Below are 24,055 nucleotides of genomic sequence, written 5' to 3'. Positions count from 1 at the left end.
CGGGAAGCCCCTCTTTCCGCGCCTGGTCAGCAGGGTGCGGACAGGTCCGCCTTGAGCACGACGCTGAACCGGTCGCCTGCCGAGGCGGCCAGCAGCGGACCGCAGATGCCGTTGCTCAGCGGGTCGCTTTCCAGCACGTCGTTCGAACCCCAGCCGACGATCTCGCCACTGCTCTTGAGCGCGAGGTTGAACGTCCAGCCCGCGTCGATCGCGACGACGTCGGACTGGACGGTGTCCGGAACCTCGGCCTGATGGTTGTCGTTGCGGCCCCACGCGATCACCCGGCCGTCCTTGAGCGCGAGGCTGTGCTGATGACCCGCCGAAATGGCGGTGACACCGGACCGGGCGTCGGCCGGGACGTCGGACTGGCCGTGGCTGTTGCTGCCCCAGGCGATGACCCCGCCGTCCTTGAGAGCCAGGCTGTGGTCGCCACCGGCGGAAACGGCGGTGACCCCGGACATCGCCGCGGCCGGGACGTCCGTCCGCAGCCCCCAGCTGATCACGCGCCCGCCCGCCTTGAGCGCGAGGTTGTGCATGGCGCTGGTCGAGATGGCGACGACGCCCGACTTCGCGTCGGCGGGCACGTCCGCCTGGCCGTACCAATCGTTTCCCCAGGCCAGGACGCCACCGTTCTTGAGCGCGAGCTCGTGTGCCCAGCCGGCGGAGATCGCGCTGACACCCGAGGCTGCCGCCTCCGGTACTTCCGTCTGGCCGAAGTTGTTGTCGCCCCAGACCACGGCCCGCCCCTCCTTCAGGGCCATCGCGTCCATGCCGCCCATGGACACGGCGGTCACGCCGTCGAGAGCGTCCGGCGACGGCTCCCAGATGTAGTTCGAGAAACCCCATTCCTGGACACCGCCGGTGTCCTGGGCCGAAGCGGACGCGGCCGGCACGAACGGGGCGGCGGCCAGTGCCGCGGCGGCCAGCACGGCGGCCCGGCGGGATGCGCTCCGGAAACGGAAGACTTCGGCCACGGTATCTTCTTTCGCTGAATCGATTCCTGCAGTTACGGTGCACGCACGCACCCAGATACTAACCCGGACAATCGCCGGACGACAGTCGTCGAGTTCTTTGTCAAGCGCCAACCAAGTGTCCGCCACGAATACTCCGTCGTTGACAAAAATCGCACCCGCAAGGACCACGACCCAAGCCGGTACGGCACACGCTTGTTGCGCAACCGACTGGCGAGTAACATTATTTCTCACAGCCACCTCGCGAGGGTCAGGGCTGGGCCAGGGAAATCACCGGGGGAATTCGCGGTACCGCTCGGTCCGCGGGGCGCGTGGGCAGCGCCCACCGAGACGTCAACTGGATGATCAAAGGAGATTGACAGTCATGACCCGACTCAAGAACTTGTCCCTCAAGGCAGTCACCACCGCAGCCATCGTCAGCACGCTCGGCATGCTGACCGCGGGTGTGGCGTCGGCCGACACGACGTACAACGCCGCGGCCCTTCACCGGTGCACGTTCCCCGGCATCCCGCAGCAGGACGTGGCGATCACCGCGTTCCTGACGGGCCCGGACTCGATCCCGGTCAACGGCACCGCCGTGCCGACCAACGTCGGCGGCACCGCGACGATCTCCGCCGCGGTCCACTCGCTGCTGACCGCCGTCGGCTACGACGGCATCCGCGGCCGGGCGACCGTCCCGGTGACCGCGGCCCGCGGAACGGTTTCCGGCCCGGCCACCAACCTCAACATCCCGGAGACGATCTACCCAGCCGGTGGTTCGATCACGGTCAACATCGCCCAGGACGCCAGCTCGACGGTCCCGACCTACACCGCCCCGGCGACGGACGGGGCCGACACGCTGTCGCTCGGCACGCCGATCACCGCGGCGCTGCAGTTCCACAAGTCGTCCAACAACACCTGGGCGAACTGGAACATGACCTGCACGGTGAAGACCACCAGCCCGGCGCAGAACCGGGCGTTCTCGCCCGACTTCGTCATCACCCCCTGATCACCGGGTGAAGCAGGACCGTAGGGATGGCCGGGGCCCCGGCCATCCCTACGGTTCGTTCCCCAGCGGCACGGACAGGAGCACGGCATGGCCTCACGGCTGACCCGGCGGACGGCGACCCACGGCGCGATCGCGCTGGCGTGTGCGGTGTCGGTCACCACCGGCGCGTTCACCGGTACCGGATCGGCCGCGCCCGGCGAACCGGACGGCGCCGCGGCGTCCGGACGGCACGAACTGACCAAAACGCTGGCCACGACGTGCCCGTTCGCCGATCCCGTCGGGCCGCTCGAACTCGCCGTGAAGACGACTGCGTCGCTGCCCGCCTCGATGACCGTGGGGCAACCGGTGACCATCGACGAGCCGGTCGTGACGTTTTCCCTGCCGCGCGCCGCCGCGCAGCAGCTGCTCGGCACCGCCGGCACCCTCGAAGGCGGACTGACCTTCCAGTTGCTGCTGGAGCAGGGGAAGGTCAAGGACACTCTCACCGTCCCGATGACCATCGCGGCCACCGGCTTGCCCGCGGAAGGTGATCTCTCGCTGGTCGCCACCGGGAAACTCCCCGCCTTCTCCCCGTCCACCGCCGGGGTGCTGCGGATCCGGGTGACCGCGCCGAAACTCGCCCTCGGCCCCACGGGCGCGCCACCGGACCAGCCCGCCGAGCAGGTGACCTGCACCACCGACGGCGGCCAGGACCTCTCCTTCGGCGCTGTCCCGGTGCTCGCGGCCGCCACCTCGCCCGCGGGCAAGCCCGCACCGGAGAAGAAATCCACGCCCGGTCCGCGGACCACCGGTCCGCAGAAGCACTCCCTGCTGGACGAGGAGCCGCCGCCGGACGACACCACCACGCAGGTGCTGCCGCTGCAGCCGAACCAGGTCGACAACACGTCCACGATCGCCAAGACCGGCGCCGTGATCCGCAGCAAGCCGGCCGTGCTGGCCAACGCCGTCTGGTTCCGCATCGTCGACTCCGCGGGGTTCCCTCTCCGCAGCGAGGTCACCGGTGAGCTGGCCTTCGCCCCGGTCACGGTGTCCTACCTCGGCTACGGGTTCCTGCCGATCAGCGCGACCGTGGAGTTCCTGCCGGTCGACTACCGGCGCAGCACGATGATTCACTCGTTCGGCACATTGTTCGACGGGCTCCTGCGCAACCACCTGGACGTGGTCTCCCGGCTGAGCGACGTCAAGGTGAACGGTGTCCCGCTGGACGCCGGTCCGGACTGCGTGTCGGAGACGCCGATGGCGATCGACATGATCGGCGAATACGACCCGTTCACCGGCGGTCTGATCGCCACCGACCCGGCGAACCCCGATCCGAAGTTCCGGGGCTTCACCCTGCCCCCGTTCAAGAACTGCGGTGCGGCGGAGAAGCTGAGTTCCCTGTTCACCGGCCAGAACGCGGGCCCCGGCAACCAGGCCTCGGCGCGGCTGACGATCATCCCGCTGTGCCAGGAAGCCGACCACCGCAACTGCCCGCCGGTCGCGCCGATCCCGGCGGAGGTTTTCCGCAAGGGCCGCTGAGCTGTCCGGGTCACGGAGCCTTCACCGGAGCGGCCGCCCAAGCCCCGACGGCGCCCAGCAGGCTACGGGCGAACGAGTCCGTGAGCTGGTCGCACCGGTGCGCGAACTCGGCGAAAGCCTCCTTCGCGGCCGCCACAGCCACCCGGAGAGCGTGCGGTGGAAGGGCCTGGGCTCCAGGACCGGCACGGCGAGCAGCTCGGGCAGGGCCGAGATCCGGCCGTCGAGCAGGTCGGTGAGCGTGGTGTCGAGCCGGGTCCGGTCGCCCCGCAGGGCCAAGACGTCCTCGACGCGGAGGAACAGCCTGCCCAGGGCCGCGCCGCAGGACCGGAACGTCTCGGCGTCCGCGCCGCCGAGGGCCGCGCCGATACGCAGCGGGAACTCGAACACTGACGCGAAGACGGCTTCCGCGCCCGTGCCGGTCGTCACGACCGCCGCCCGCAGCGAGGCCAGCTCGCCCAGCCAGTCCGAGAAGGACCAGGACAGCTCGGGCGCGGCCTCGGCGATCAGCCGGGACGCCTGGCCCAGCAGGTAGTCCCCGGCGAGTACGGTCGTCGCGGACTCCCCATCCACCCCCCGCACGTCCCGTGGCGTGACCGAGGGGCCCAGGAAGGCCAGCGCGCCGAGCGTGGCGAGTTCGATGGCCGCGGCAACGGTCGCGTCTCCGCGCGCCGGGGCGTCCCCGCCCGCCACGAGGGCCGCGAAGAACCCGATCGCGGGCCGCAGCAGCAGCTTCTCTTCCCGGTCGGCCGTGAACATCCGAGCCAGGAACGGCCAATCGCCCCGGACGAGCGACAGGCACACTTCGTCACAGGCAGCGAGGAACGGCAGCAACCGGACCCGGGTGGCAAGCGGCAGGTCCAGGGGTTCGGCTCCGGCGAGCGCAGATGCGCCTTCCGGCAACACCACGGCCCGGCGTCCCTTCACGTAGAAGGGGTGCTCACTGCCCGCGCCGGCCGCGAGCACGCGCCAGGCCAGGTGGTACCGGCGGGCCGCGTGCCGCGCGGTCTCGAAGTAGCCGACGAACGCGGCCGCCAGCAGCCGCTCGTATTCCCGGCGCGCGGCGGCCGGATCGTCCGGCGTGGACAGGATGGCTCGCGCGGCCAGCGTCCCGATGGGACGGCCCCGCTCAGTCCCTCGCCGGTGAACGGGTTGGCCAGGCCCGCCGCGTCCCCGACCCGCAGCCCGCCCGGCCCGGCCGCCGAGCCGGGGCTGAACGCGCACGACAACGGACCGGCAGCCACCGGGCCGTCCGGGACGCACTCCCGCACGCGAGGATCGAGCTCGGCCAAAGCCGCCACCGCCTCGGCCATCAGGTCCCCGGCGAGCACAGCACCCAAGGCCGACGCGCCGATCGTGCACCCGCCCGGCACCGGAGCGAGCCAGGCACAGCGAGGCCGCCCTCGCGGGTCGTCCGCGGGCGGGGCGAGCAACCTGAGCACGACCCGGTCCCCCGGGACGGGCCCGGCGAACCTCCGCGCGCAGCTCACCGCGATGCCGTCCGGCGGATCGCCGAGGTGCCCCGCGCCGCCGGCCAGCACCACGTGCGGGGCCTCCGGCACCGTCGCCCGGTAGTCGGCACCGCACCGGATGGCGTGCTCCCGCAGGGCGTCGCCGAACTCGGAACTGTCCACAACGGCGTACCCGGCTTCGGGCACGGCGTGGGAAGTGGCGGCGTCGAACGCGATCGTCACCGGCAGCACCGGCCAGTCATCGACGGCCACGCCGATCGAGCGCAGGATCTCCCGCGCCGGTCCGCTGAGCAGGACGTCGTACCGCGGCTCCCGGTCTTCGCGCCCGACCGGCACGACGGGCATTCCGCCGCGGGCCAGCACGGCGGCGGCCACCGCACCGGCCGGTCCGGCGCCGACCACGACGACGTGGCTCAAGAGCGGCTCGCTTCGAGCATCCCGGCCAGCGCCCGGCGCGCGTGACCGTCCGGCGTACGACCCGCGCACCCAGCGCGTGTCCGAAGTGGACACCGGCAAGCGTGCGCGCGGCCCGCAGCCCGCAGCCCGCCGTGCGCGGTGACCAGCTCCCGCAGCCGGAACAGCACACCGGTCTTGCGCCGCACGAGGTCCACGTAGTCCGGCAGGGACAGCCCGGTGTCGAAGCCCCGTCCGACGTCGAGCAGCTCACCGTGGGCGAGCTCGGCCACGGTCCGGCTCACCGCGGTGGCGACACCTTCGCCGAGGTCCGCAGCCTCGGTCCCGGCTGCCGACAGACAGGCGAGCCCGGCGAGCACGGCCAGTTTCCGGCCCGGCCGTCCGGTGGGCGGCGGGCCCGCCCCGCCGGATCGCCGCCCGGTCGATCACGTCGTCGTGCACCAGCGAGGCCAGGTGCACCAGCTCGACGACCGCGCCGAGCCGTGCCACCCGCCCGGCGTCGGGCCGCCCGAACCCGGCGCAGGCGGTGAGCAGCCGGGACCGCAGGAGCTTGCCGGGCCGGTCGACGAGCCCGCTGACGGCGTCACGCAGCGGCGCGGAAAGCCCGCCGACGAGCCGGGCGAGGTGGTACCGGACGGGGTCCGCGGCCGCGGTCACCGCGAGGAGAACCGATAGGTCTCGTCGACTTCGAGACCGCCCGGGCAGGTCGCCTTCCGCAGCTACTGGAGCCGCGGTGGCGCGGTCCACCCGCTGACGACCGGGCGGGGCTCAGCTTGCGCGTCCCCCGAAATCCTGGCCGTCTACCTGCGCCTCGGCGGGCACCCGGTGCTTGGGCGTGCCGGTCACCGACGAGGCCTGCACCTCCGACAAGGCAGGCCGGTTCAGGAATTTCGCGGGTGGCGGCTCGATCTATTCGATCGACCGCGCCGGCGCGCACGCCGTGCTCGGCGCGATCCGCACCAAGTGGCTCTCCCTCGGCGGGGAGAAGTCCACGCTCGGCTACCCGACCTCCGACGAGGTCGCCATCCCCGGCGGCCGCCGCAGCACGTTCGAGCGCGGCCGCATCGACTACGACACCGCCACCGGCGTGGCGACCGTGTACCCGGCGAGCTGAAGGAGCCCGACGATGACAGGCAGAACCCGGCCGGCGCTCGCGGCGGGCGCCGCGGCTCTCGCCCTGCTCCGGACCGTGGCCCCGGTGGCGGCTCCCCCGGCCGCCGCCGCGGTCACGGCCGACGCGCCCCGGTCCGCGACCCAGGAGGACAAGGTCCGCGCGGCGCAGGAGATCGGCATCGTCGCGGGTCCCGATCTCCTGATCCTCACCGACCGGAACTTCGTGTTCGCGCTGTGGCAACGGGCGACCGGCACCGAGGTGCGGGCGGCGGCCGAGCGCGCCCTGCGGACGATGGACGAGGCGCAGCTGAAGGCGTACATCGGCACCGGGATCCACAGCGCGAACCTGCAGGACTGGTTCACCTGGATCCGGAAGAAGGGCGAGGCGGACCGGCGGCTGCTGTTCGAGCTGCGGACGCGCGCCGAGCAAAGCCGCGTGCACCCCGCCCTGGTCGCCGGGGCGAACACCGCCATGGCGGGCACGGACGACGACGTCGACCGCTTCCTGCGGCTCGGCCAGTACGAGGACGCGGCGCTGGTCCAGTCCGTCCGCTCGCAGAGCCCCGGCGCTTCCGGCTGGTACCTGCGCGGCCTGACCGACGCCGTCGTCGGCGCGGGAACCGGCGCGGACACGGCGTGGCGAATCGTGCCCGGCAAGGCCGACTCGACGTGCCACTCCTTCGAATCGGTGGCGCACCCCGAGTACTACCTGCGCCGGCAGGAGCTGCGCGTGGTGCTCGCCGCGTCCGACGGAACCGACCGGTTCCGCGCCGACGCGACCTGGTGCTCGAAGGCCGGGCTCTCCGGCACCGGCGTCACGCTGGAGTCGTTCAGCACGCGGAGCAAGTTCCTGCGTCAGTACACCACCCAGGTGTGGGCGGCCGACTCCAGCGGCCAGCACCCGTATGACACGCCGAACGGCTACGCGGCGGGCGCGTCCTGGCAGGTGGACGTGCCGTGACCGGCTACTGCGGCGTCCACTGTGGACGTGAGCCACCCGACCGCGGCGACGGGAGCAGCTCGCTGACCGGGTACCGCAGCGGCAGCGGAGCCGCGCCCGCGCGCAGCGCCAGCTCCATCTCGAAGCGGGCGGCCGGGTCGCGCAGGCTTTCGCCGAACGTCGCCTGCAGCTGGCGCATGCGGTAGCGGACCGTCTGCGGGTGGACGCCGAGGCGCTCCGCGATCTCCACCACGTTGCCCTGGCTGTCCAGCCACGCCCGCAGCGTCTCCAGCAGCCGCTCCTGCTGCTTGCCCGTCATGTCCGCCAGCGGGGCGAACAGGCGGTGCCGCAGCGTGCCGACGAGGCCGGTGTCGGAGTTGACCAGCAGCGTCGCCAGGTGCTCCTCGGCGCGCAGCACCGGGCGGGGCGCCAGCACGCCGCGCTCGGCCAGCTGCAGCGCGTTCCGGGCCCAGCGCAGGGAATCCGCGACCGAGGCCATCGGGACGCACGGGCCGATCGCCAGGCGGCAGTCCGGCAGCGCCACCTGCAGGGCCGCCAGCCGGGGACCGCTCAGTTCACCGGGGACGACCAGTTTCGGGTCGGGGGTGTCGAGCTCGGCGAGGACGTCCGCGTCCAGGCCGGCGTGGCGGCGGGCCGGGGCGACGCCGTCGGCCGGGCAGATCGCCACCGGGGTGGCGTCGGACGGCACCGGCCAGCCGATCAGCTGCGCCAGCTCGGCGATCGCCTTGGGCGACGCGGGCGGCGTCTCGAGGATCAGGTGGAGCAGCTTGCGGCGCCAGGTGTCCAGCGCTCCCGCCGTGCGCGCCTTCGCCTCCAGGTAGCCGTCGAGCGCGACGGACGCGAGCTCGTCCATGAACGCCAGCATCGCGTCGGCCAGCTGGGACATCACCGCCGACGAAAGGCCGCTTCGCCGTCCGACGCGCATGATCCGCCGCCACGAGACCCGCGCGCCGACCCGGTAGGCCGACTGGAGCGTGTCGAGGCTGCGGCCTTCGCGCATTTCGTTCTGCCCCAGCCGGTGGTGCACCTCGTGGGACTGTTCCTTCGACACCGTGGGATCGGCGATCTGCGCGACGAACAGCGTGATCGCGTATTCGACGCCGGCCCGGATCGACTTGCCGTAGGGCCCGTCGAGGGGGCGGGCGTAGGCGGGGATGGTCGCGCGGATCTCGTCGACGATTTCGGCCGCGAGGCTGGCCAGCTCGGGCCGCAGGATGTCGGCCAGCTTGCGGGGCAGTGCGGCCGGTGGCGGGGCAGCGTGATCGAATCCGCGCTCCACCGACATTGCAGCTCCTTCGCTCCGCCCCGTGATTCCGGCCGGGGGCACCCGCGGCCGGACACCCCGCGCCTGTTGCGGGGTGACAACGGACACATCGAAAAACTAACGCCAAACGTGTCACACCCGTGAAGGAAAACCGATTTCTTGTCATCACGGTGACAAGTTCACCAGGCTTGGCTGCCAGTGCGTGACAAGCGCCCCGCCGACTGCTCAAAAACGTGCGTACGAACGGGCGAACCGTCAACGAGCGCCCGACGCTGCGGTTACCTTCGGGTTCTTGTACCGTGTGCTTGATACAAGCGAGGAGGTACGGCATGCCGTGGGACAACGTGCTCGGAGTCGCCTTGATCATGGGTCTGTTCGGCCTGGCGATCCTGATCGTGCTTTGGCCGGGTGCCAAGCACGGTAAGCGCTTGCTGAAGCGGTGGGGCGTGCCCGATCCGGACGACGCGGAGGTCGCGCTGGCCGTCCGGTACCTGAAGCGGCGCCGCCTCTGGTACCCGTGGCTGTTCCTGGCGATCCCGCCGGTGCTCGACGACACCGCGGCGGGCACGCTCTTCCCGACCCTGCTGCTGGGCGGCCTGGTCGCCGAACTGCTGGCCCAGCGCCCGGCCCGCGGCCCGCGCCGGGAAGCCGTGCTGGCCCCGCGGACGCTGCTGGGGATCGTGCCGGTGTGGGTGCTGGTGCTCGGCGGGCTGGCGGCGGCCGGGTCGATGGTGCACCTGGGGCTGACGGCGCAGTGGCGGCTGCTCGCGGTGGCCGTGGCCACGGTGCTGGTCAGCGCGGCGATCACGCTGCTCGCGGTGCGCCGTCCGGCGGTCGGCGACCCGCGCGCCGACCTGGCGCTGCGCTGCCGCAGCGCGCGCGTGGCGATCGGGCTGGGCATCGGCGCCTGCACGGTGATCGGCTGGCCGACCGGGAACCTCGTCTCGTTCCTGGCGGTCGCGGCCGGCCTGGCGGCGTTCCTGGCGGTCACGGCGCCGGTGAAACGGCTCCCGGCACCCGCGTGAAGATCGTCGTCGACACCGACAACGGCCTGGCGCCCTGGCGGCAGGTGCACGACCAGGTGATCCGGGCGGTCACGACGGGCGCCCTGCCCGAGGGAACCCGGCTGCCGCCGATCCGCCAGCTGGCGCGCGACCTGGGCCTGGCCTCGGGAACGGTGGCGCGGGCGTACCGCGAGCTGGAGGCGGCGGGCTGGGTGGCGACGGCCCGGGCCCGCGGGACGGTGGTGACGGTGCCGTCGGATCGCCCGGACCGCACGGCCCTGCTCAACGCGGCGGCCGCGGAGTTCGCCGCCCACGCCCGCGACCTCGGCGCGGACCTGAACACCACCCTGGACGCCGTCCGCGCCGCCTACGGCGAAGGGCCCACCCGGGTGGGGTGAGGTGCTCAGCGGGAGTCGAGCAGGCGGCCGACGGCGGCCAGGACCGGTTCCAGGACCTCGACTTCGCGAGGCGTGCCCACGCACTCCGTGATCCCCGCGCCCACGACGTCGAAGCCGGACAACGCGTCGAGGGCCGTCACCAGCCCGGGGATCGTCCAGCCGCCGGGCTCCGGGTAGTTCACCCCCGCGAACTCCCCCGGATCCAGCACGTCCAGGTCCACGTGGACGTACAGCTTCTCCACGCCCGTCAACGCGTCGAACGACTCCACCACCAGACCACGGGAAACCGCCGCCCGCTCCTCCGGGTCGAACACCCGCGTCCCGGCCAACGCCACCTTCCCGGGTGACAACGCCGGAGCAGCCGCGAACTCCGGGTCGCCCTCGCCGAACAGCGACCGCAGCACCATCCCGTGGAACGCGCCCGACGGGGACGTCTCGGCCGTGTTCAGGTCCGGGTGGGCGTCGAACCACGCGACGCCCAGCCCGGGCCCGTGCCGGAACCGGGCCACGCCGATCGGCACCAGCTCGACACCGCAGTCGCCGCCGATCGTCAGGACCGGTCCACCCGGTGCCTCCAGCGCCGCCAGCTGCGCCGCGCGGTTCGCCCCGGTCAGCTCGGCCCGGGAAGCCACGCCACCCTCCACTCCGGACACCGAACGCGTCTGCCGGACGTGGTGGACGGGCCGGCCGAGCACGTGCCCGGCCAGCTCCGCGAGCGCCACGCAACCGTCCGGGAGCTCCGCGGCGCGCGGTCCCACCGCGCCCTGCCGTTGCGGTACCGCGTTGATCAGCATCCGGCGATGCTAGCGGTCATTCGAGGACCAGCAGAAGGTCACCGCCCTCGACCTGCTGCACCGAAGTGATCGCCAGCCGGCCCACCTTGCCGCCGGTCGACGCGGTGATCGACGCCTCCATCTTCATCGCCTCGATCGTCGCGACCGTCGCCCCGGCTTCGACCGTGGCGCCCTCGGCGACCTGCAGCGTCACCACCCCGGCGAACGGCGCCGCGATCTGCTTCGGGTTGCCCTTCTCCGCCTTCTCGGTCGCCGGGATGTCCGACGCGATCGACCGGTCGCGGATCTGGATCGGCCGCAGCTGGCCGTTGAGGGTCGACATCACCGTGCGCATGCCGCGCTCGTCGGCCTCGCCGATCGCCTCCAGCTCGATGATCAGCCGCACCCCCGGTTCGAGGTCGACCTGGTACTCCTCCCCCGGCCGCAGCCCGTAGAAGAAGTCCTTGCTGGGCAGCACCGACGTGTCGCCGTAGGCCTCGCGGTGCGCCTCGAACTCCTTGGTCGGCCCGGGGAACAGCAGCCGGTTGAGCGTCCGGCGGGGTTCCGCGGCGAGCGCGGAGCGGTCCTCTTCGGACAGTTCGACGACCGGCTTCGCGGCCGCGCGGCCCTCCAGGGCCTTGGTGCGGAACGGCTCCGGCCAGCCGCCGGGCGGGTCGCCGAGCTCGCCGCGCAGGAAGCCGATCACCGAGTCGGGGATGTCGAACTTGTTCGGCTCCGCCTCGAAGTCCGCCGGGGACACGCCCGCGCCGACCAGGTGCAGCGCGAGGTCGCCGACGACCTTCGACGACGGCGTCACCTTGACCAGGTGGCCGAGGATCTTGTCGGCCGCGGCGTACATCGCCTCGATGTCCTCGAACCGGTCGCCCAGGCCCAGCGCGATGGCCTGGGTACGCAGGTTCGACAGCTGCCCGCCGGGGATTTCGTGGTGGTAGACGCGCCCGGTCGGCGAGGCGAGCCCGGCCTCGAACGGCGCGTAGATCTTGCGCACGCTCTCCCAGTACGGCTCCAGGTCCCCGATCGCGCCCAGGTCCAGCCCGGTCGTGCGCTCGGAGTGGTCGGTGGCCGCCACGATCGACGACAGCGACGGCTGCGACGTCGTGCCCGCCATCGACGACACCGCGCCGTCGACGGCGTCCGCGCCCGCGTTGATCGCCGCGAGGTAGGTGGCCAGCTGGCCGCCCGCGGTGTCGTGGGTGTGGATGTGCACCGGCAGGTCGAACTCCTTGCGCAGCGCGGTGACCAGCTTGGTCGCCGCGGGCGCGCGCAGCAGCCCGGCCATGTCCTTGATCGCCAGGACGTGCGCCCCGGCGCCGACGATCTGCTCGGCCAGCTTGAGGTAGTAGTCGAGCGTGTAGAGCTTTTCGCCCGGGTCCGACAGGTCCGAGGTGTAGCAGAGCGCCACCTCGGCGACCGCGGAGCCGGTCTCGCGCACCGCTTCGATGGCCGGGCGCATCTGCTCGACGTCGTTGAGCGCGTCGAAGATCCGGAAGATATCGATGCCGGTCTTCGTGGCTTCTTCGACGAAGGCGTTCGTCACCTCGGTCGGGTACGGCGTGTACCCGACGGTGTTGCGCCCGCGCAGCAGCATCTGCAGGCAGATGTTCGGCACGGCCTCACGCAGCGCGGCCAGCCGCTCCCACGGGTCCTCGGCGAGGAACCGCAGCGCGACGTCGTAGGTCGCGCCGCCCCAGCACTCCAGCGACAGCAATGCGGGGAGGGTGTTCGCGACGACCGGCGCCGCGGCCAGGAGATCCTTCGTGCGGACACGGGTGGCGAGGAGCGACTGGTGCGCGTCGCGGAACGTCGTGTCGGTGACGCCGATGTGCGGCGACTTCCGCAGCCACTGCGCGAACCCGGCCGGGCCCAGCTCGGCGAGCTTCTGCTTCGAGCCCGGCGCCGGCTGGGCGTCCTTCGGCAGTTTCGGCAGCTTGAGGGTGGCGTCCGGGGTCTTCGGGCGCTCGCCGTGCGGCTTGTTGACCGTCTGGTCGGCGAGGTAGGTCAGCAGCCGCGTGCCGCGGTCGGCGGAGTGCCGGGCGGTGAGCAGGTGCGGGCGCTGTTCGATGAACGACGTCGTGACGCGGCCGGCGCGGAAGTCCGGGTCGTCGAGCACGGCCTGCAGGAACGGGATGTTCGTGGCGACGCCGCGGATCCGGAACTCGGCGACGGCGCGGCGCGCGCGGCCGACGGCGGTCTTGAAGTCGCGGCCACGGCAGGTCAGCTTCACCAGCAGCGAGTCGAAGTGCGCGCTGATCTCGGTGCCGGAGAAGGCGGTGCCGCCGTCGAGCCGGATGCCCGAGCCGCCCGGCGAGCGGTAGGCGGAGATCATCCCGGTGTCCGGGCGGAAGCCGTTGGCCGGGTCTTCGGTGGTGATGCGGCACTGCAGCGCGGCGCCGCGCAGGTAGATCTTGTCCTGGCTCAGGCCGAGGTCGTCGAGGGTCTCGCCGGCCGCGATCCGCAGCTGGGACTGCACGAGGTCGACGTCGGTGACCTCTTCGGTGACCGTGTGCTCGACCTGGATGCGCGGGTTCATCTCGATGAAGACGTGCTTGCCCTGCTTGTCGAGCAGGAACTCGACGGTGCCGGCGTTGCGGTAGCCGATCTGCCGGGCGAACTTGACCGCGTCGGCGCAGATCCGGTCGCGCAGGCCGGGGTCGAGGTTCGGCGCCGGGGCGAGCTCGACGACCTTCTGGTGGCGCCGCTGCACCGAGCAGTCGCGCTCGTAGAGGTGGATGACGTTGCCCGCGCCGTCGGCGAGGATCTGCACCTCGATGTGCCGCGGCTCGACGACGGCCTTCTCGAGGAAGACGGTCGGGTCGCCGAAGGCGGACTCGGCCTCGCGCGCGGCGGCCTCGATGGACTCGCGCAGCAGGGCGGGGTCCTCGACGCGGCGCATCCCGCGCCCGCCACCACCCGCGACGGCCTTCACGAAGATGGGGAAGCCCAGCTCTTCCGCGGCCGCGACCAGCGTGTCGACGTCGCTGGACGGCTCGGACGAGCCGAGCACCGGCACGCCGGCCTCGCGCGCGGCCTTGACCGCACGGGCCTTGTTCCCGGTGAGCTCGAGGATGTCGGCGCTCGGCCCGACGAAGGTGATCCCCGCTTCTTCGCACGCGCGCGCGAGGTCAGGGTTCTCCGAGAGGAAGCCGTAACCGGGGTAGACGGCGTCGGCCCCGGCCTTCTTCGCCGCGGCGACGATCTCGTCGACCGAGAGGTAGGCGCGCACGGGGTGACCGGGTTCGCCGATCTCGTACGCCTCGTCGGCCTTCAGCCGGTGCAGCGAGTTGCGGTCTTCGTGCGGAAACACGGCGACCGTCCCGGCACCGAGTTCGTAGCCGGCGCGGAACGCCCGGATCGCGATCTCCCCGCGGTTGGCCACCAGAACCTTGCGGAACATGCCCGGTCCTTCCCTCTTGGATCGGTAAGTCAACGCACGTTACCCGGTTCTTCCCGCTCTGCGGGAGTTCCGTACCAGGTGATGGACATCATGCGCGTGGAAAGATTCGCCGGGAAGGAGTCCGGGCAGCTTCTCAGGATCCCGGCGGCGCGTAAAGCAGCCGGTTGGCCGTGCCGCCCGGAACGCCGGTGAGCACGTCCGGGGTCGCCGCCTGAACAAGCGCTTGGTCCACCTGGTCAGGGGTGGCTTCGGGGTGTTGCGCGCGGTACAGCGCCGCCACGCCGGCCGCGAACGCCGCCGCCATCGACGTGCCGGACTCCGGGCCCGCGCCCGTGCCGCCCGCGACGGGGCCCGGGATGTCGGCGCCCGGGGCGTACAGGTCGACGTCCTGGCCGGAGTTCGACGTCTTGTCCGGCCGGTCCTGGGCGTCGGAGGCCGCGACGGTCAGCGCCTCGGGCACCCGGCCCGGCGAGAAGCCGCTCGCGTCGGCCGTCTCGCTGCCGGCGGGCACGGCGATCGGCACCACCTCGGCCAGCCGCTTCACCGCGGCGTCGAGCCGGTTGTTCGGTGCGCCGCCGATGCCGAGGACGGCGACCGCGGGCTGCTGGGCGTTCTGCGCGACCCAGTCGATCCCCGCGATGATCTGGTCGATGGCGCCGCCGCCATCCTTGTCGAGCACGCGCACGGGCACGATCTGCGCACCCTTCGCGACGCCGTAGTCCTTGCCCGCGGCGATGCCGGCGAGGCGGGTGCCGTGGCCGTTGGGGTCGGCGGTGTCGGCGCCGCCGTTCAGGAAGTCGCGCCCGGGCGCGACCCGGCCCTGGAAGTCGGGGTGCTTCGCGTCGACGCCGCTGTCGATCACGTAGATCGTGACGCCCGAGGCGTCGCTCGCGTAGTGGTAGGTGTGGTCGAGCCCGCTCCGCTGGTCGATCCGGTCCAGCCCCCAGCCGGGCGGATCCGGCTGCACCCCACCCTCGGCGGCGGCCGGGGCCGGGCCGGCGAGCACGAGCGCCACAGCCGCGAGAAGCATCTTCATGATCGTCGTGGTACCCCGGCGGTGCCGGCACGACAACTCAGGGCTGTCGCCCGTTCGGTTGATTCCGCCGGGCGAGGACCACGGTGTCGATCGCCAGCAGGACGAGGGCCACCACGGCGATCGACTGCCCCGCCAGCGTCAGGGAAGAGTGCTCGAGGACGGCGGCGAAGGTCGGCGCCAGCACGCCGAACAGCCCGGCGGTCCCGGTGGCCAGCACGGCACAGCCGACCGGCCGCGGGTACAGCAGGACGGCGACGAGCGGAACAGCGACGGCCAGCAGCGCACCGAGCAGGAAATAGGCGGCGGCGCGGCCACCGTCGCTGAGGTCGTAGGCGCTCAGCTCGCCGAGCTGGACGATCCAGGCGCCCGCGGCCGTCACGCCGAGCAGGATCGCCACCCACGCGGGCCAGTCCCGCACCCGCTGGACGTGCAAGGCGACCGCCGGGTTCCGGCGCAGCGCCGCGAGGGCGCCGGCCCCGGCGACCACCCACGCGAGGTGCGCGAGCAGCTGGAAGGTGTAACCGGCACTCAGTCCGGTGCCCGAGCCGTCGGCGAGGGTGACTGCCTCGCCGAGGAAGCGCAGGAGCCCGAAGAGGGCGGCCAGCCCGGCACCGAACAGCAGCGCGGGCCCGGTCCGCGAGCGCGTCCGCGGGACGAGGGCGAGGATCCCGGCGAGCAGCGCGCAGGCGGCGACGACGAGGACGTAGGTCGTCATGCCGGGCCGGTAGTCGCTGAGGAAGTAGCTGTCGTAGCGGTAGCTCAGGGGGAGGCCGGTGACCGCGAAGACGGTGCCGGCGATCGCGAGGACGCCGGCGAACCCACCGACGGGATCGACGGCGCCGGCCGGGCCGGCGGCCTCCGGCTCGGCGGCCACGGGCCGGGATGCCGCGGCGACTGGCTCGGTCCCCGGCTCCGCTGGTCCCGTTGGCTCAGGCGCCGTTGCCCCTTGTTCGGGTGCGACCATCGGCTCCGGCTCCGGGACCGCCGGCTCGGGCGCGACCTGTGGCTCCGGCTCGGCAGCCGCCACCGGCTCGGGCGCGACCACCGGCTCCGGCTCCGGCTCGGCAGCCGCCACCGGCTCCGGCTGCGGCTCGGCAGCCACCAGTTCGGGCGCGACCACCGGCTCCGGCTCCCGGACCGGCTCCGGGAGCGGCAGTGCCTCGATCTCCACCGCGACCACCACGTCCCCGGTCGGCCCGCTCACCACGACCTTGCCGCGCCGTACCCCCGCCTCCCCGGCCGTGACCGTCAGCTCCGCCCCGCCGGCCACCTCGGCCACCCCGATCCACGGGTGCGAAGCCTCGAACCGCACCTCCCGCGCCACCGGCGGCCCGACCGCCCGGACCGTCGCGGACGCCACCGCGCCCGGCACCGCCGACAAGCGCACCACCGGCACGTCGACCCGGACCACCGCGGACCCCAGCGCGTCCGAAGCCGCCGCGGCCACGTGCTCGATGTCCGTGGCCGCCATCGTCTTCAGGGACTCGAACGCCCCCAACGCCACCGGCAGGTTGTCGCTCGACAGCCGGCGCCGCAGCTCCGCCACCGCACCCAGCCTGGTGAACGGGTTCTCCGCCCCGATCGCCGCCGAGAGGTCGGCCGGCACGGGGGACGGCTTGATCCGGCGCCGCCGGCTCTTCGCCAGGTACAGCTCGCCCTGCATCTCGATGTCGCGGCTCGGTGTCTGCTTCGGGTTGCGCTCGCGGACCCGGTCGAACAGGTACTCGTACAGCTCGCCGAGGGCGATCCAGCCGTCCTCGTCGCGGTCGGCCTCGCCGGTGCGCAGCCCCTCGACCAGCGCCGAGGTGAACACCGACGGCTGCGCGGGCTGGCCTTCCGCCAGCCGCGCGCCCTCGAAGGCGTACTCGATCGAGTTCGACGCCGTGATGACCGCCCGGCCGCGGCCGCCGCGGAAGCTGTCGAGCACGTTCGCGTCGCCCGTGGCCCGGACCGCCACCCCTTGCCCGAACGCCCCGCCGTAGCAGCAGTCCAGCAGCAGCACGATGCTGCGCGAGCGGCTCTGCCGGATGCACTGCTGCACGAACTGCGCGGGCACGGCCGTGGACCGGAGCCGGTCGGGCCGGGTGTTGCGGGCGGCGAAGTACAGCCCGCCGGAGTCGTCCTTCAGGCCGTGGCACGAAAAGTGCAGCAGCAGGACGTCGTCGGGCCGGCCCTCGGCGCAGAGGTCCTCGATCTCCGCCTGCACGACGTGCGCGGTCTCGTTGCGGACCACCTGCACGTCGAAGTCGCTGATCGCCCGGTCGGCGAGCACCCCGGCCAGGGCGTCGGCGTCCGCCGCGGGCGAGCCCAGCCGCTGCAGCCCCGCGTTGTCGTACTCGCCGTTGGCGACGATCAACGCGCGCCTGCGCCCGGCCATACCGGTAGCCAACGCCCATGTCCCCGCTGCGGCAATCAGCCGAACGGTCACACCTGTCCGGCGCCGGCCCCGAAAATCGTTTCCTGCTTCTCCAGGCAGACGACGGCGTCCCACGCGGCCGCGACGTCCACCGACGGCGTCATGTGCGCGTGCCGGATGCTCGACGCCGCCGGATGCGAGACCAGGCAAGGCGCCTGCTCGGCGAGGACCGCCTCGACGCTGCCTTCCGCCGGTTCCCCGAGAGCCTGCTCGAACATCCGGAAGCCGAGCGGCGCAGCCTCGTCGGGCACCAGGCCGGTCGTCGTTCCGGAGACAGCGGTCAGCGCGAGGGCGAAGTACTTCTCCCCCAGTTCGGCGGCCAGGAGCGTGCCCGCCGACGGCGCCGTCATGCCCGGCATCGGCGAGAACGGGACGCGCTGGAGGTGTCCGTTGTGGATCATCAGGACGATCTTCTCGCCGGGGAACTGCCGTCGCAGCAGCCGCACGGTGGCCGCCATGTACGTGTCCCGCGACGAACTCTGCGGCTCGGGCGCGCGTCCCGCCATCAGTGCGTCGAGCTCCCGCAGGTACAGGTCGACGCGCAGGGCACCGTCCGCGTGGTGCGCGGGGACGGCACCGTAACCGAGGGACTCCACGTGTCCTTTCAGGACGGTCAACGCCGTCGTCGCCGCATCCCGTGCTTCAGGACTCATCGCCCCGTAACGACCCGGCGCGACCGCGCTGCTCACCGACGCGTACGGCTCGCACGCGGAGATGGCATTGTCCACAAGGGACACGTTGGCCGGGTCCACCCGCAGGACGTGTTCACGCAATGCCTGCAGCGCGGGCACCGGCGAACCCGCCGAGCTCGGCACGTCGAGCCCGAAGAACCGGACACCCCGGCCGCGCAGCCACGTCAGCATCTCGTGCACCTCGGCCGAGTCGCCGAGGCCGAAGGTGAAGCTGTCCCTGGCGATGTCGGCGACCTCGCCAGGACCACCCTGCAGCCACGTGTCGACCAGGTGCCCTTCGGGAAAACCGCCTTCGAAGCCGAGGACGGTGAACCCCCGCTCGGAGACCAGGTGCCGGAGGAGGCGGTCGCGCAGCACGCCGAACTCGCGGATGTGATGGTTGTTCTCGCCGATCGCGACGACCTCGGCGTCGCCGATCAGCTCGGCGATGGCAGCTATGGCGATGGGATCTGACATACTGAGCACACTAACGCAACAGGAGTAGCAGTTGGCAACCGAGATTTCCGGGACGAAGCGCCCGGGCGGCCGCACCGAGCGGACCCGCCTCGCCGCGCTCAACGCCACGCTGGAGCTGCTCGGCGAACGCGGGTACGCGGAGCTGACCGTCGAGGCCGTCGCCGAACGCTCCGGCGTCCACAAGACGACGTTGTACCGCCGCTGGGAATCCGCCGAAGGCCTGGTCGCGGCCGCCCTGCTGATGGGCGCCGAGCAGGAGTGGGCCGTACCGGACACCGGTTCCCTCGAAGGCGACCTGCGCGCCATCAACCTGGAGCTGGTGCGCTACTTCACCACCCCGGGCGAGCGCGAGCTGCCGACGGCGTCGATCTCGGCGGCCTTCCTCTCCCCGCGTGCGGCCGACGCCCTGCGCGAGTTCTACGTCGACCGCCACGCCCGTTCGGCGGCCGCCGTGACCCGGGCGATCGAGCGCGGCGAAGTCCCACCCGGCACCGATCCCGTGGAGCCGGTGCGCGTGGCCTGCGGTCCGGTCTTCTACCGCCTGTTCGTCTCCCGGGAAGGCGTGACGCCGCAGGACGCCGGAGTCGCCGCGGCAGCGGCCGCCGCGGCAGCCAAAGCCGGGGTGTTCACGGCAGCGAACGACGGAACCGCACCACTTCCAGCGTGACGTCGTCGAGCATCTCGGTCCCGGTTTCACCGTCGGGCCGCCAACCCTGCCTCAGGTAGAAGGCCTTCGCCCGCTCGTTGGCCGCGAGCACCCACAGGACGGCGCTGTCGCCGGACATCCCTTCGACGACCCGGTCGTGCAGGGCCCGGCCCAGACCGAGGCCCCACAACTCCGGCAGCAGGTACAGCGCGTACAGCTGCGAAGGCCCGAAGGCGGCGAAGCCCGCGACGACGCCGCCCTCCTCGAGCACCAGCACCTGCCCGGCGCCCTCGGCGATGCGCTGCTCCCACGAAGATGCCCGCTCTTCGGCCGAAAGGCGCGCGAGGAAGCCCTCCGGCAGCAGGCCCGCGTACGCCGCGCGCCACGACGCCACGTGCACCTCGCCGATCGCCGGGGCGTCGGCGACCGTGGCGGCGCGGACCGAGGTCAGCTCTTCTCCAGGTACTCCGCGCGGTCGACGTCGACGACATCGGCGACCAGCTGCGCCAGGCCGCGGTACTCCTGCAGGTCCGGGTCCTGCTGGACGATCTCCTGCGCGCGGGCCCGCGACTCGGCGATGACGTCTTCGTCCCGCAGCAGCGACAGCAGCTTGAGCGTGGACCGCTTCCCGGACTGCGCAGCGCCGAGGATGTCACCTTCCCGGCGCAGTTCCAGGTCCAGCCGCGACAGCTCGAAGCCGTCGGTGGTCGACTCGACCGCCGCCAGCCGCTCGCGCGTCGCCGTGCCGTCGAGGGCCTCGGTGACCAGCAGGCACAGTCCCGGCACGCTGCCCCGGCCGACGCGGCCGCGCAGCTGGTGCAGCTGGCTGACGCCGAACCGGTCGGCGTCCATGATCACCATCGCGGTCGCGTTCGGCACGTTCACGCCGACCTCGATGACCGTGGTGGCCACCAGGACGTCCAGCTTGCCCGCCGAGAACGCCCGCATCACGGCGTCCTTGTCGTCGGGCGGCATCCGGCCGTGCAGCACGCCGATCTTCAGGCCCTGGAGCGGACCGTTCTCCAGCTCGGGGGCGACGTCGAGGACCGCGAGCGGCGGCCGCTTGTCGCTCTTGTCCGACGGCGGCTCGTCGCCGATCCGCGGGCAGACGACGTAGGCCTGGTGCCCCTTGCCGACCTCCTCGCGGACGCGCTGCCAGATCCGGTCGAACCAGGCCGGTTTCTCGGCCACCGGCACGACCGTGGTCGAGATCGGCGACCGACCGACCGGCATCTCGCGCAGCGCGGACACCTCCAGGTCGCCGTACACGGTCATCGCGACCGTGCGCGGGATCGGCGTCGCGGTCATCACCAGCACGTGCGGGCTGGTGTCGCCGGCGCCGCGGGTGCGCAGCGCGTCCCGCTGCTCGACGCCGAACCGGTGCTGCTCGTCGACGACGGCGAGGCCGAGGTCGGCGAACTCGACGTGGTCCTGGATCAGCGCGTGCGTGCCGACGACGATGCCCGCTTCCCCGCTGACGATCTCCAGCAGCGCCTTCTTGCGCTCCTTGGCACCCATCGACCCGGTGAGCAGCGTGACGCGGGTGGCGTTCTCCGCGGCGCCCAGCTCGCCCCCCTGGCCGAGGTCGCCGAGCATCTCCCGCAACGACCGCGCGTGCTGCGCCGCGAGGACCTCGGTCGGCGCGAGCATCGCGGCCTGCCGCCCGTTGTCGACGACCTGCAGCATCGCCCGCAGCGCGACGACCGTCTTGCCGGAGCCGACCTCGCCTTGCAGCAACCGGTTCATCGGGTGGTCGGTGGCCAGGTCCGCGGCGATCTCGTCGCCGATCCCGCGCTGGCCCGCGGTGAGGTCGAAGGGCAGCCGCTTGTCGAAGGCGTCCATCAGGCCGCCGCTGACGTGCGGGTTGGCCTTCGCCGGGCGCGAGACGGCCGAGTAGCGCCGCTGCGCGAAGATCAGCTGGACGGCCATGGCTTCGTCCCACTTGAGCCGCTTCTTCGACGCCTCCAGGTGCGCCCAGTTCTCCGGGCGGTGGATGCCGCGCAGCGCGTTGTCGAGGTCGGCCAATCGGTGCAGCCGCCGCAGCTCCGCGGGCATCGGGTCGTCGTCGACTTCGAGGACGTCGAGGACCTGGCGCACGCACTTGGCGATCGACCACGTGGGCATGCCCTGCGCCGCCGGGTACACCGGGATGATCGCGGCGAGGAAGTTGTCCATCGCCTCGGCTTCGTTCTCGGCGTCGAACAGCTCGTACTCGGGGTTGGTCAGCTGCAGGGTGTCGCGGAAGGCGGACACCTTGCCGGCGAACAGGCCGGTCTTGCCGGGGACCAGGTCCTTTTCGCGCCAGGCCTGGTTGAAGAAGGCACAGGTGAGCCGACGTTTCCCGTCGGTGATCACCATGTCGAGGATGGTGCCGTTGCGGGCCTTCATCCGCCGCTTGCTCACCTTTTCGATGCGCGCCAGCACGGTGGCGTGCTCGCCCAGCTCGAGGCCGGCGATGTCGGTGAGCTCCCCGCGCTCGGCGTAGCGGCGCGGGTAGTGGCGCAGCAGGTCGCTGACCGTCTCGATGTCCAACGCCGTGGCGAGCGCCTTCGCCGTCTTGGCGCCCAGCAGCAACGGCAGCTTGTCGCGCAGTCCGGCCATCCGCTATTCGACTCCCATCAGCAGCACGGCGTCCGCCTGGCCGCTGGCGTAGCTGGTCAGCTCCACCTCCGGGTGCTCCACCCGCAGCTGCTCCGCGAGCTTCTCGGCGACCCCGGGCGGGGCCGCCGCCCCGCTCAGCACGGTCACCAGCTCCCCGCCGAGCGCCAGCATCCGGTTCAGCACCTTCATCGCGGCCGCCACCAGGTTCGTCTCGGACGCGGGGGCCGGCTCGATCAGCACCACCTCGTCGTCGACCAGGCCGACCACGTCGCCGGACTGGGCCCGGCCCACCCAGGTTAGCGACTCCTCCTGCGCGATCCGCAGTTCGCCACGCCTGGTCGCGGCGGCCGCTTCGGCCATCGCGACGACGTCGTCGTTGGTGCGGCGCCCGGCGTCGTGCACCGCGAGGGCGGCCAGCACCTGCACCGGCGACGCGCACGGGATGACCACGACGTCCCGGTCGGCGGCCATCGCGTGCCCGGCGGCGGTGTCGGCCGCCGCGGTGAGCCCGACGCTGCCGGGCAGGACCGTGACGTGCCGCCCGGCGGCCTCGTTGAGCAGGCCGATCATGTCCTCGACGCTCGGCGTCCCGCCTTCGGGCACGGCCAGCACCGGGATGCTTTCGGCGCGCAGCAGCTCGGCCAGCGCCCCGCCGTGGACGACGGCGACGACCGTGCGGTCGATCCCGCCGCCAGGTTCGATCGGCGTCGGCGTGAGCAGCGGCTCGACCCGGATCCGGCGCGGGCGGCCCAGCGCGAGCCCGGCCTCGATGGCGGCGCCGATGTCGGCGCAGTGGACGTGCACGGCGTGGCTGCCCGAGCCGTCGCCAGCCACCGTGACGCTGTCGCCGAGGCCGCTCAGCTCCTTGCGCAGGGTGGGCAGGCTCGTTTCGTCGACGCCGTCGAGGAGGTACATGACCTCCCAGGCGTAGGCGTCGGTTTGGGCGACCGCGTGGGCTTCGAGGGCGTGTTCCTGCTCGATGGGGGCGCCGGTGAGCACGCCGACCAGCGCGTCGAGCACCGCGACCAGGCCGCGCGCGCCCGCGTCGACGACCCCGGCCCTGGCCAGCGCGGGCAGCTGCTCGGGCGTCTTCTCGAGCGCGTACGCGGCTTCCTTCGCGGCTGCCTGGGCGACCTCGCCGAGCGTTCGTGTTTCGCCGCGGACGGCGAGGGCAACGGCGTGCAGGACGGTCAGGATGGTCCCGGCGACCGGGCGGCTGACGGCGCCGGTGGCGGCCTCGTCGGCTCGGCCCAGCGCCTTGGCCAGCCACGGACCGTCGAGCTGTTCGGTGTCGGCGGCGTCGGCCAGCCCGCGCACGACCTGGGAGAGGATCACCCCGGAGTTGCCCTTGGCCGACGCGACGGCGCCGCGCGCGAGGATCTTCAGCGCGCCGGCGGCGGTTCCGGGCGCGGATTTCCCGAGTTCCCGGGCCGCGCCGGTCATCGTGAAGAGCATGTTGGAGCCGGTGTCGGAGTCGGCGACGGGGTAGACGTTGATCTCGTCGATGGCCGGCCGAAGGCTCGCGAGACTGTGTACACAGCCCGCCGCCCACGCCGACACCGCCGCCGCGTCCAGCACCCGCACCCGTAACCTCCTGACCGGTCCTCCGGCAGCGTATCGACCCGGTGCCGAACCCCGGGAACGCACTGGTTACTATGGTCGAGTTGCCCAGTGCATCCGGGCTCGTTTTTATGTCTCAGCTATGACCCAGATCCAAAGGAGTTCGACGTGGCTGCCGTGTGCGACGTCTGTGGCAAGGGACCCGGCTTCGGTAAGTCGGTCTCGCACTCCCACCGCCGTACCAACCGCCGGTGGAACCCGAACATCCAGACCGTCCACGCCAAGGTGGGCGTGTCCCAGCGCAAGCGCCTGAACGTGTGCACCTCGTGCATCAAGGCGGGCAAGGTCGTTCGCGGCTGA

Annotated in this window: 23 protein-coding genes; 9 read left to right on the top strand and 14 right to left on the bottom strand. The window is 72.5% G+C overall.

Annotated features, from left to right (window positions below; all coding sequences use genetic code 11):
* Positions 1-26: 26 nt before the first annotated feature.
* Positions 27-974 carry a hypothetical protein gene (locus AB0M80_RS29960; RefSeq protein WP_364571604.1) on the bottom strand — a complete coding sequence of 316 codons (948 nt, stop codon included), beginning with the start codon at positions 972-974 and terminating at the stop codon, positions 27-29.
* A 361-nt stretch (positions 975-1,335) separates the two neighbouring features.
* On the opposite strand from AB0M80_RS29960, the gene AB0M80_RS29955 reads away from it, so the two are divergent.
* Both AB0M80_RS29955 and AB0M80_RS29950 read left to right on the top strand, forming a co-directional pair.
* Entirely contained in the window at positions 1,336-1,959 is a 624-nt protein-coding gene (locus tag AB0M80_RS29955) for a DUF6801 domain-containing protein (RefSeq protein ID WP_364571602.1), read from the top strand.
* Positions 1,960-2,046: 87 nt separating this feature from the next.
* Entirely contained in the window at positions 2,047-3,477 is a 1,431-nt protein-coding gene (locus AB0M80_RS29950; RefSeq protein ID WP_364571600.1) for a DUF6801 domain-containing protein, read from the top strand.
* Between the two features lie 21 nt (positions 3,478-3,498).
* Here AB0M80_RS29950 and AB0M80_RS29945 read toward each other — a convergent pair whose 3' ends face one another.
* Genes AB0M80_RS29945 through AB0M80_RS29930 form a run of 4 tightly spaced genes read right to left on the bottom strand, consistent with a single transcriptional unit; the run spans position 3,499 to position 5,894 of the window.
* A complete protein-coding gene (locus tag AB0M80_RS29945; RefSeq protein WP_364571599.1) occupies positions 3,499-4,383 on the bottom strand; it encodes a hypothetical protein in 885 nt (294 codons plus the stop codon).
* A 14-nt stretch (positions 4,384-4,397) separates the two neighbouring features.
* The gene (locus AB0M80_RS29940; protein ID WP_364571597.1) at positions 4,398-5,363 is read right to left on the bottom strand and encodes a hypothetical protein; all 966 of its coding nucleotides are present in this window, start codon (positions 5,361-5,363) and stop codon (positions 4,398-4,400) included.
* Positions 5,360-5,719, bottom strand: a complete 360-nt coding sequence (locus AB0M80_RS29935) for a hypothetical protein (RefSeq protein ID WP_364571595.1) — start codon at positions 5,717-5,719, stop codon at positions 5,360-5,362. The genes AB0M80_RS29940 and AB0M80_RS29935 overlap by 4 nt, the downstream gene beginning before the upstream one ends.
* Positions 5,610-5,894, bottom strand: a complete 285-nt coding sequence (locus AB0M80_RS29930) for a polyprenyl synthetase family protein (protein WP_364571707.1) — start codon at positions 5,892-5,894, stop codon at positions 5,610-5,612. Before AB0M80_RS29930 ends, AB0M80_RS29935 begins: the two co-directional genes overlap by 110 nt.
* On the opposite strand from AB0M80_RS29930, the gene AB0M80_RS29925 reads away from it, so the two are divergent.
* The 3 genes from AB0M80_RS29925 (at position 5,796) to AB0M80_RS29915 (ending at position 7,434) form a co-directional block, all read left to right on the top strand.
* Complete coding sequence (locus AB0M80_RS29925; RefSeq protein WP_364571711.1) at positions 5,796-6,035, top strand: hypothetical protein; 240 nt, start codon at positions 5,796-5,798, stop codon at positions 6,033-6,035. The genes AB0M80_RS29930 and AB0M80_RS29925 overlap by 99 nt on opposite strands.
* A gap of 160 nt (positions 6,036-6,195) precedes the next feature.
* Complete coding sequence (locus tag AB0M80_RS29920; RefSeq protein ID WP_364571593.1) at positions 6,196-6,474, top strand: hypothetical protein; 279 nt, start codon at positions 6,196-6,198, stop codon at positions 6,472-6,474.
* A 12-nt stretch (positions 6,475-6,486) separates the two neighbouring features.
* A complete protein-coding gene (locus AB0M80_RS29915) occupies positions 6,487-7,434 on the top strand; it encodes an AbfB domain-containing protein (RefSeq protein ID WP_364571591.1) in 948 nt (315 codons plus the stop codon).
* A gap of 4 nt (positions 7,435-7,438) precedes the next feature.
* On the opposite strand, the gene AB0M80_RS29910 is transcribed toward AB0M80_RS29915, so the two are convergent.
* The gene (locus tag AB0M80_RS29910; protein ID WP_364571589.1) at positions 7,439-8,719 is read right to left on the bottom strand and encodes a helix-turn-helix domain-containing protein; all 1,281 of its coding nucleotides are present in this window, start codon (positions 8,717-8,719) and stop codon (positions 7,439-7,441) included.
* A gap of 308 nt (positions 8,720-9,027) precedes the next feature.
* Here AB0M80_RS29910 and AB0M80_RS29905 point away from each other — a divergent pair, with 308 nt between their 5' ends.
* Both AB0M80_RS29905 and AB0M80_RS29900 read left to right on the top strand, forming a co-directional pair.
* Complete coding sequence (locus AB0M80_RS29905; RefSeq protein ID WP_364571587.1) at positions 9,028-9,723, top strand: hypothetical protein; 696 nt, start codon at positions 9,028-9,030, stop codon at positions 9,721-9,723.
* Positions 9,720-10,100: a GntR family transcriptional regulator gene (locus AB0M80_RS29900; RefSeq protein WP_364571585.1), complete on the top strand. Its 381-nt coding sequence runs from the start codon at positions 9,720-9,722 to the stop codon at positions 10,098-10,100. Before AB0M80_RS29905 ends, AB0M80_RS29900 begins: the two co-directional genes overlap by 4 nt.
* 5 nt (positions 10,101-10,105) lie before the next feature.
* On the opposite strand, the gene AB0M80_RS29895 is transcribed toward AB0M80_RS29900, so the two are convergent.
* The 5 genes from AB0M80_RS29895 to AB0M80_RS29875 all read right to left on the bottom strand — a co-directional run bounded on the left by AB0M80_RS29895 (position 10,106) and on the right by AB0M80_RS29875 (position 18,888).
* Entirely contained in the window at positions 10,106-10,894 is a 789-nt protein-coding gene (locus AB0M80_RS29895) for an arginase family protein (protein WP_364571583.1), read from the bottom strand.
* 16 nt (positions 10,895-10,910) lie between these two features.
* A complete protein-coding gene (locus tag AB0M80_RS29890; RefSeq protein ID WP_364571582.1) occupies positions 10,911-14,288 on the bottom strand; it encodes a pyruvate carboxylase in 3,378 nt (1,125 codons plus the stop codon).
* Positions 14,289-14,421: 133 nt separating this feature from the next.
* A complete protein-coding gene (locus AB0M80_RS29885; protein ID WP_364571705.1) occupies positions 14,422-15,318 on the bottom strand; it encodes a S8 family peptidase in 897 nt (298 codons plus the stop codon).
* 43 nt (positions 15,319-15,361) lie between these two features.
* Entirely contained in the window at positions 15,362-17,701 is a 2,340-nt protein-coding gene (locus AB0M80_RS29880; protein WP_364571580.1) for a caspase family protein, read from the bottom strand.
* 47 nt (positions 17,702-17,748) lie between these two features.
* On the bottom strand, positions 17,749-18,888 hold the full coding sequence (locus AB0M80_RS29875; RefSeq protein WP_364571578.1) for an erythromycin esterase family protein: 1,140 nt from the start codon (positions 18,886-18,888) through the stop codon (positions 17,749-17,751).
* Positions 18,889-18,919: 31 nt separating this feature from the next.
* On the opposite strand from AB0M80_RS29875, the gene AB0M80_RS29870 reads away from it, so the two are divergent.
* Positions 18,920-19,555 carry a TetR/AcrR family transcriptional regulator gene (locus AB0M80_RS29870; protein WP_364571576.1) on the top strand — a complete coding sequence of 212 codons (636 nt, stop codon included), beginning with the start codon at positions 18,920-18,922 and terminating at the stop codon, positions 19,553-19,555.
* On the opposite strand, the gene AB0M80_RS29865 is transcribed toward AB0M80_RS29870, so the two are convergent.
* The 3 genes from AB0M80_RS29865 to AB0M80_RS29855 are packed head-to-tail and all read right to left on the bottom strand — an operon-like array spanning position 19,515 to position 23,719.
* Positions 19,515-19,928 carry a GNAT family N-acetyltransferase gene (locus AB0M80_RS29865; protein WP_364571574.1) on the bottom strand — a complete coding sequence of 138 codons (414 nt, stop codon included), beginning with the start codon at positions 19,926-19,928 and terminating at the stop codon, positions 19,515-19,517. The two genes, AB0M80_RS29870 and AB0M80_RS29865, sit on opposite strands and share 41 nt — an antisense overlap.
* Before the next feature lie 53 nt (positions 19,929-19,981).
* Positions 19,982-22,135 (bottom strand): ATP-dependent DNA helicase RecG, encoded by a 2,154-nt coding sequence (gene recG / locus AB0M80_RS29860; protein WP_364571572.1) that lies wholly within the window; start codon positions 22,133-22,135, stop codon positions 19,982-19,984.
* A 3-nt stretch (positions 22,136-22,138) separates the two neighbouring features.
* The gene (locus AB0M80_RS29855; protein ID WP_364571570.1) at positions 22,139-23,719 is read right to left on the bottom strand and encodes a DAK2 domain-containing protein; all 1,581 of its coding nucleotides are present in this window, start codon (positions 23,717-23,719) and stop codon (positions 22,139-22,141) included.
* Between the two features lie 144 nt (positions 23,720-23,863).
* Between AB0M80_RS29855 and rpmB the strand changes: the two genes are divergently transcribed.
* The gene (gene rpmB / locus AB0M80_RS29850; RefSeq protein ID WP_003091970.1) at positions 23,864-24,055 is read left to right on the top strand and encodes a 50S ribosomal protein L28; all 192 of its coding nucleotides are present in this window, start codon (positions 23,864-23,866) and stop codon (positions 24,053-24,055) included.

Origin of the sequence: Amycolatopsis sp. NPDC051045, assembly GCF_040682955.1 — a bacterium.
Classification (GTDB): Bacteria; Actinomycetota; Actinomycetes; order Mycobacteriales; family Pseudonocardiaceae; genus Amycolatopsis.
The sequence above is the reverse complement of the archived record's forward strand: the minus strand, read 5'-3'. Positions and strand labels throughout refer to the sequence as shown.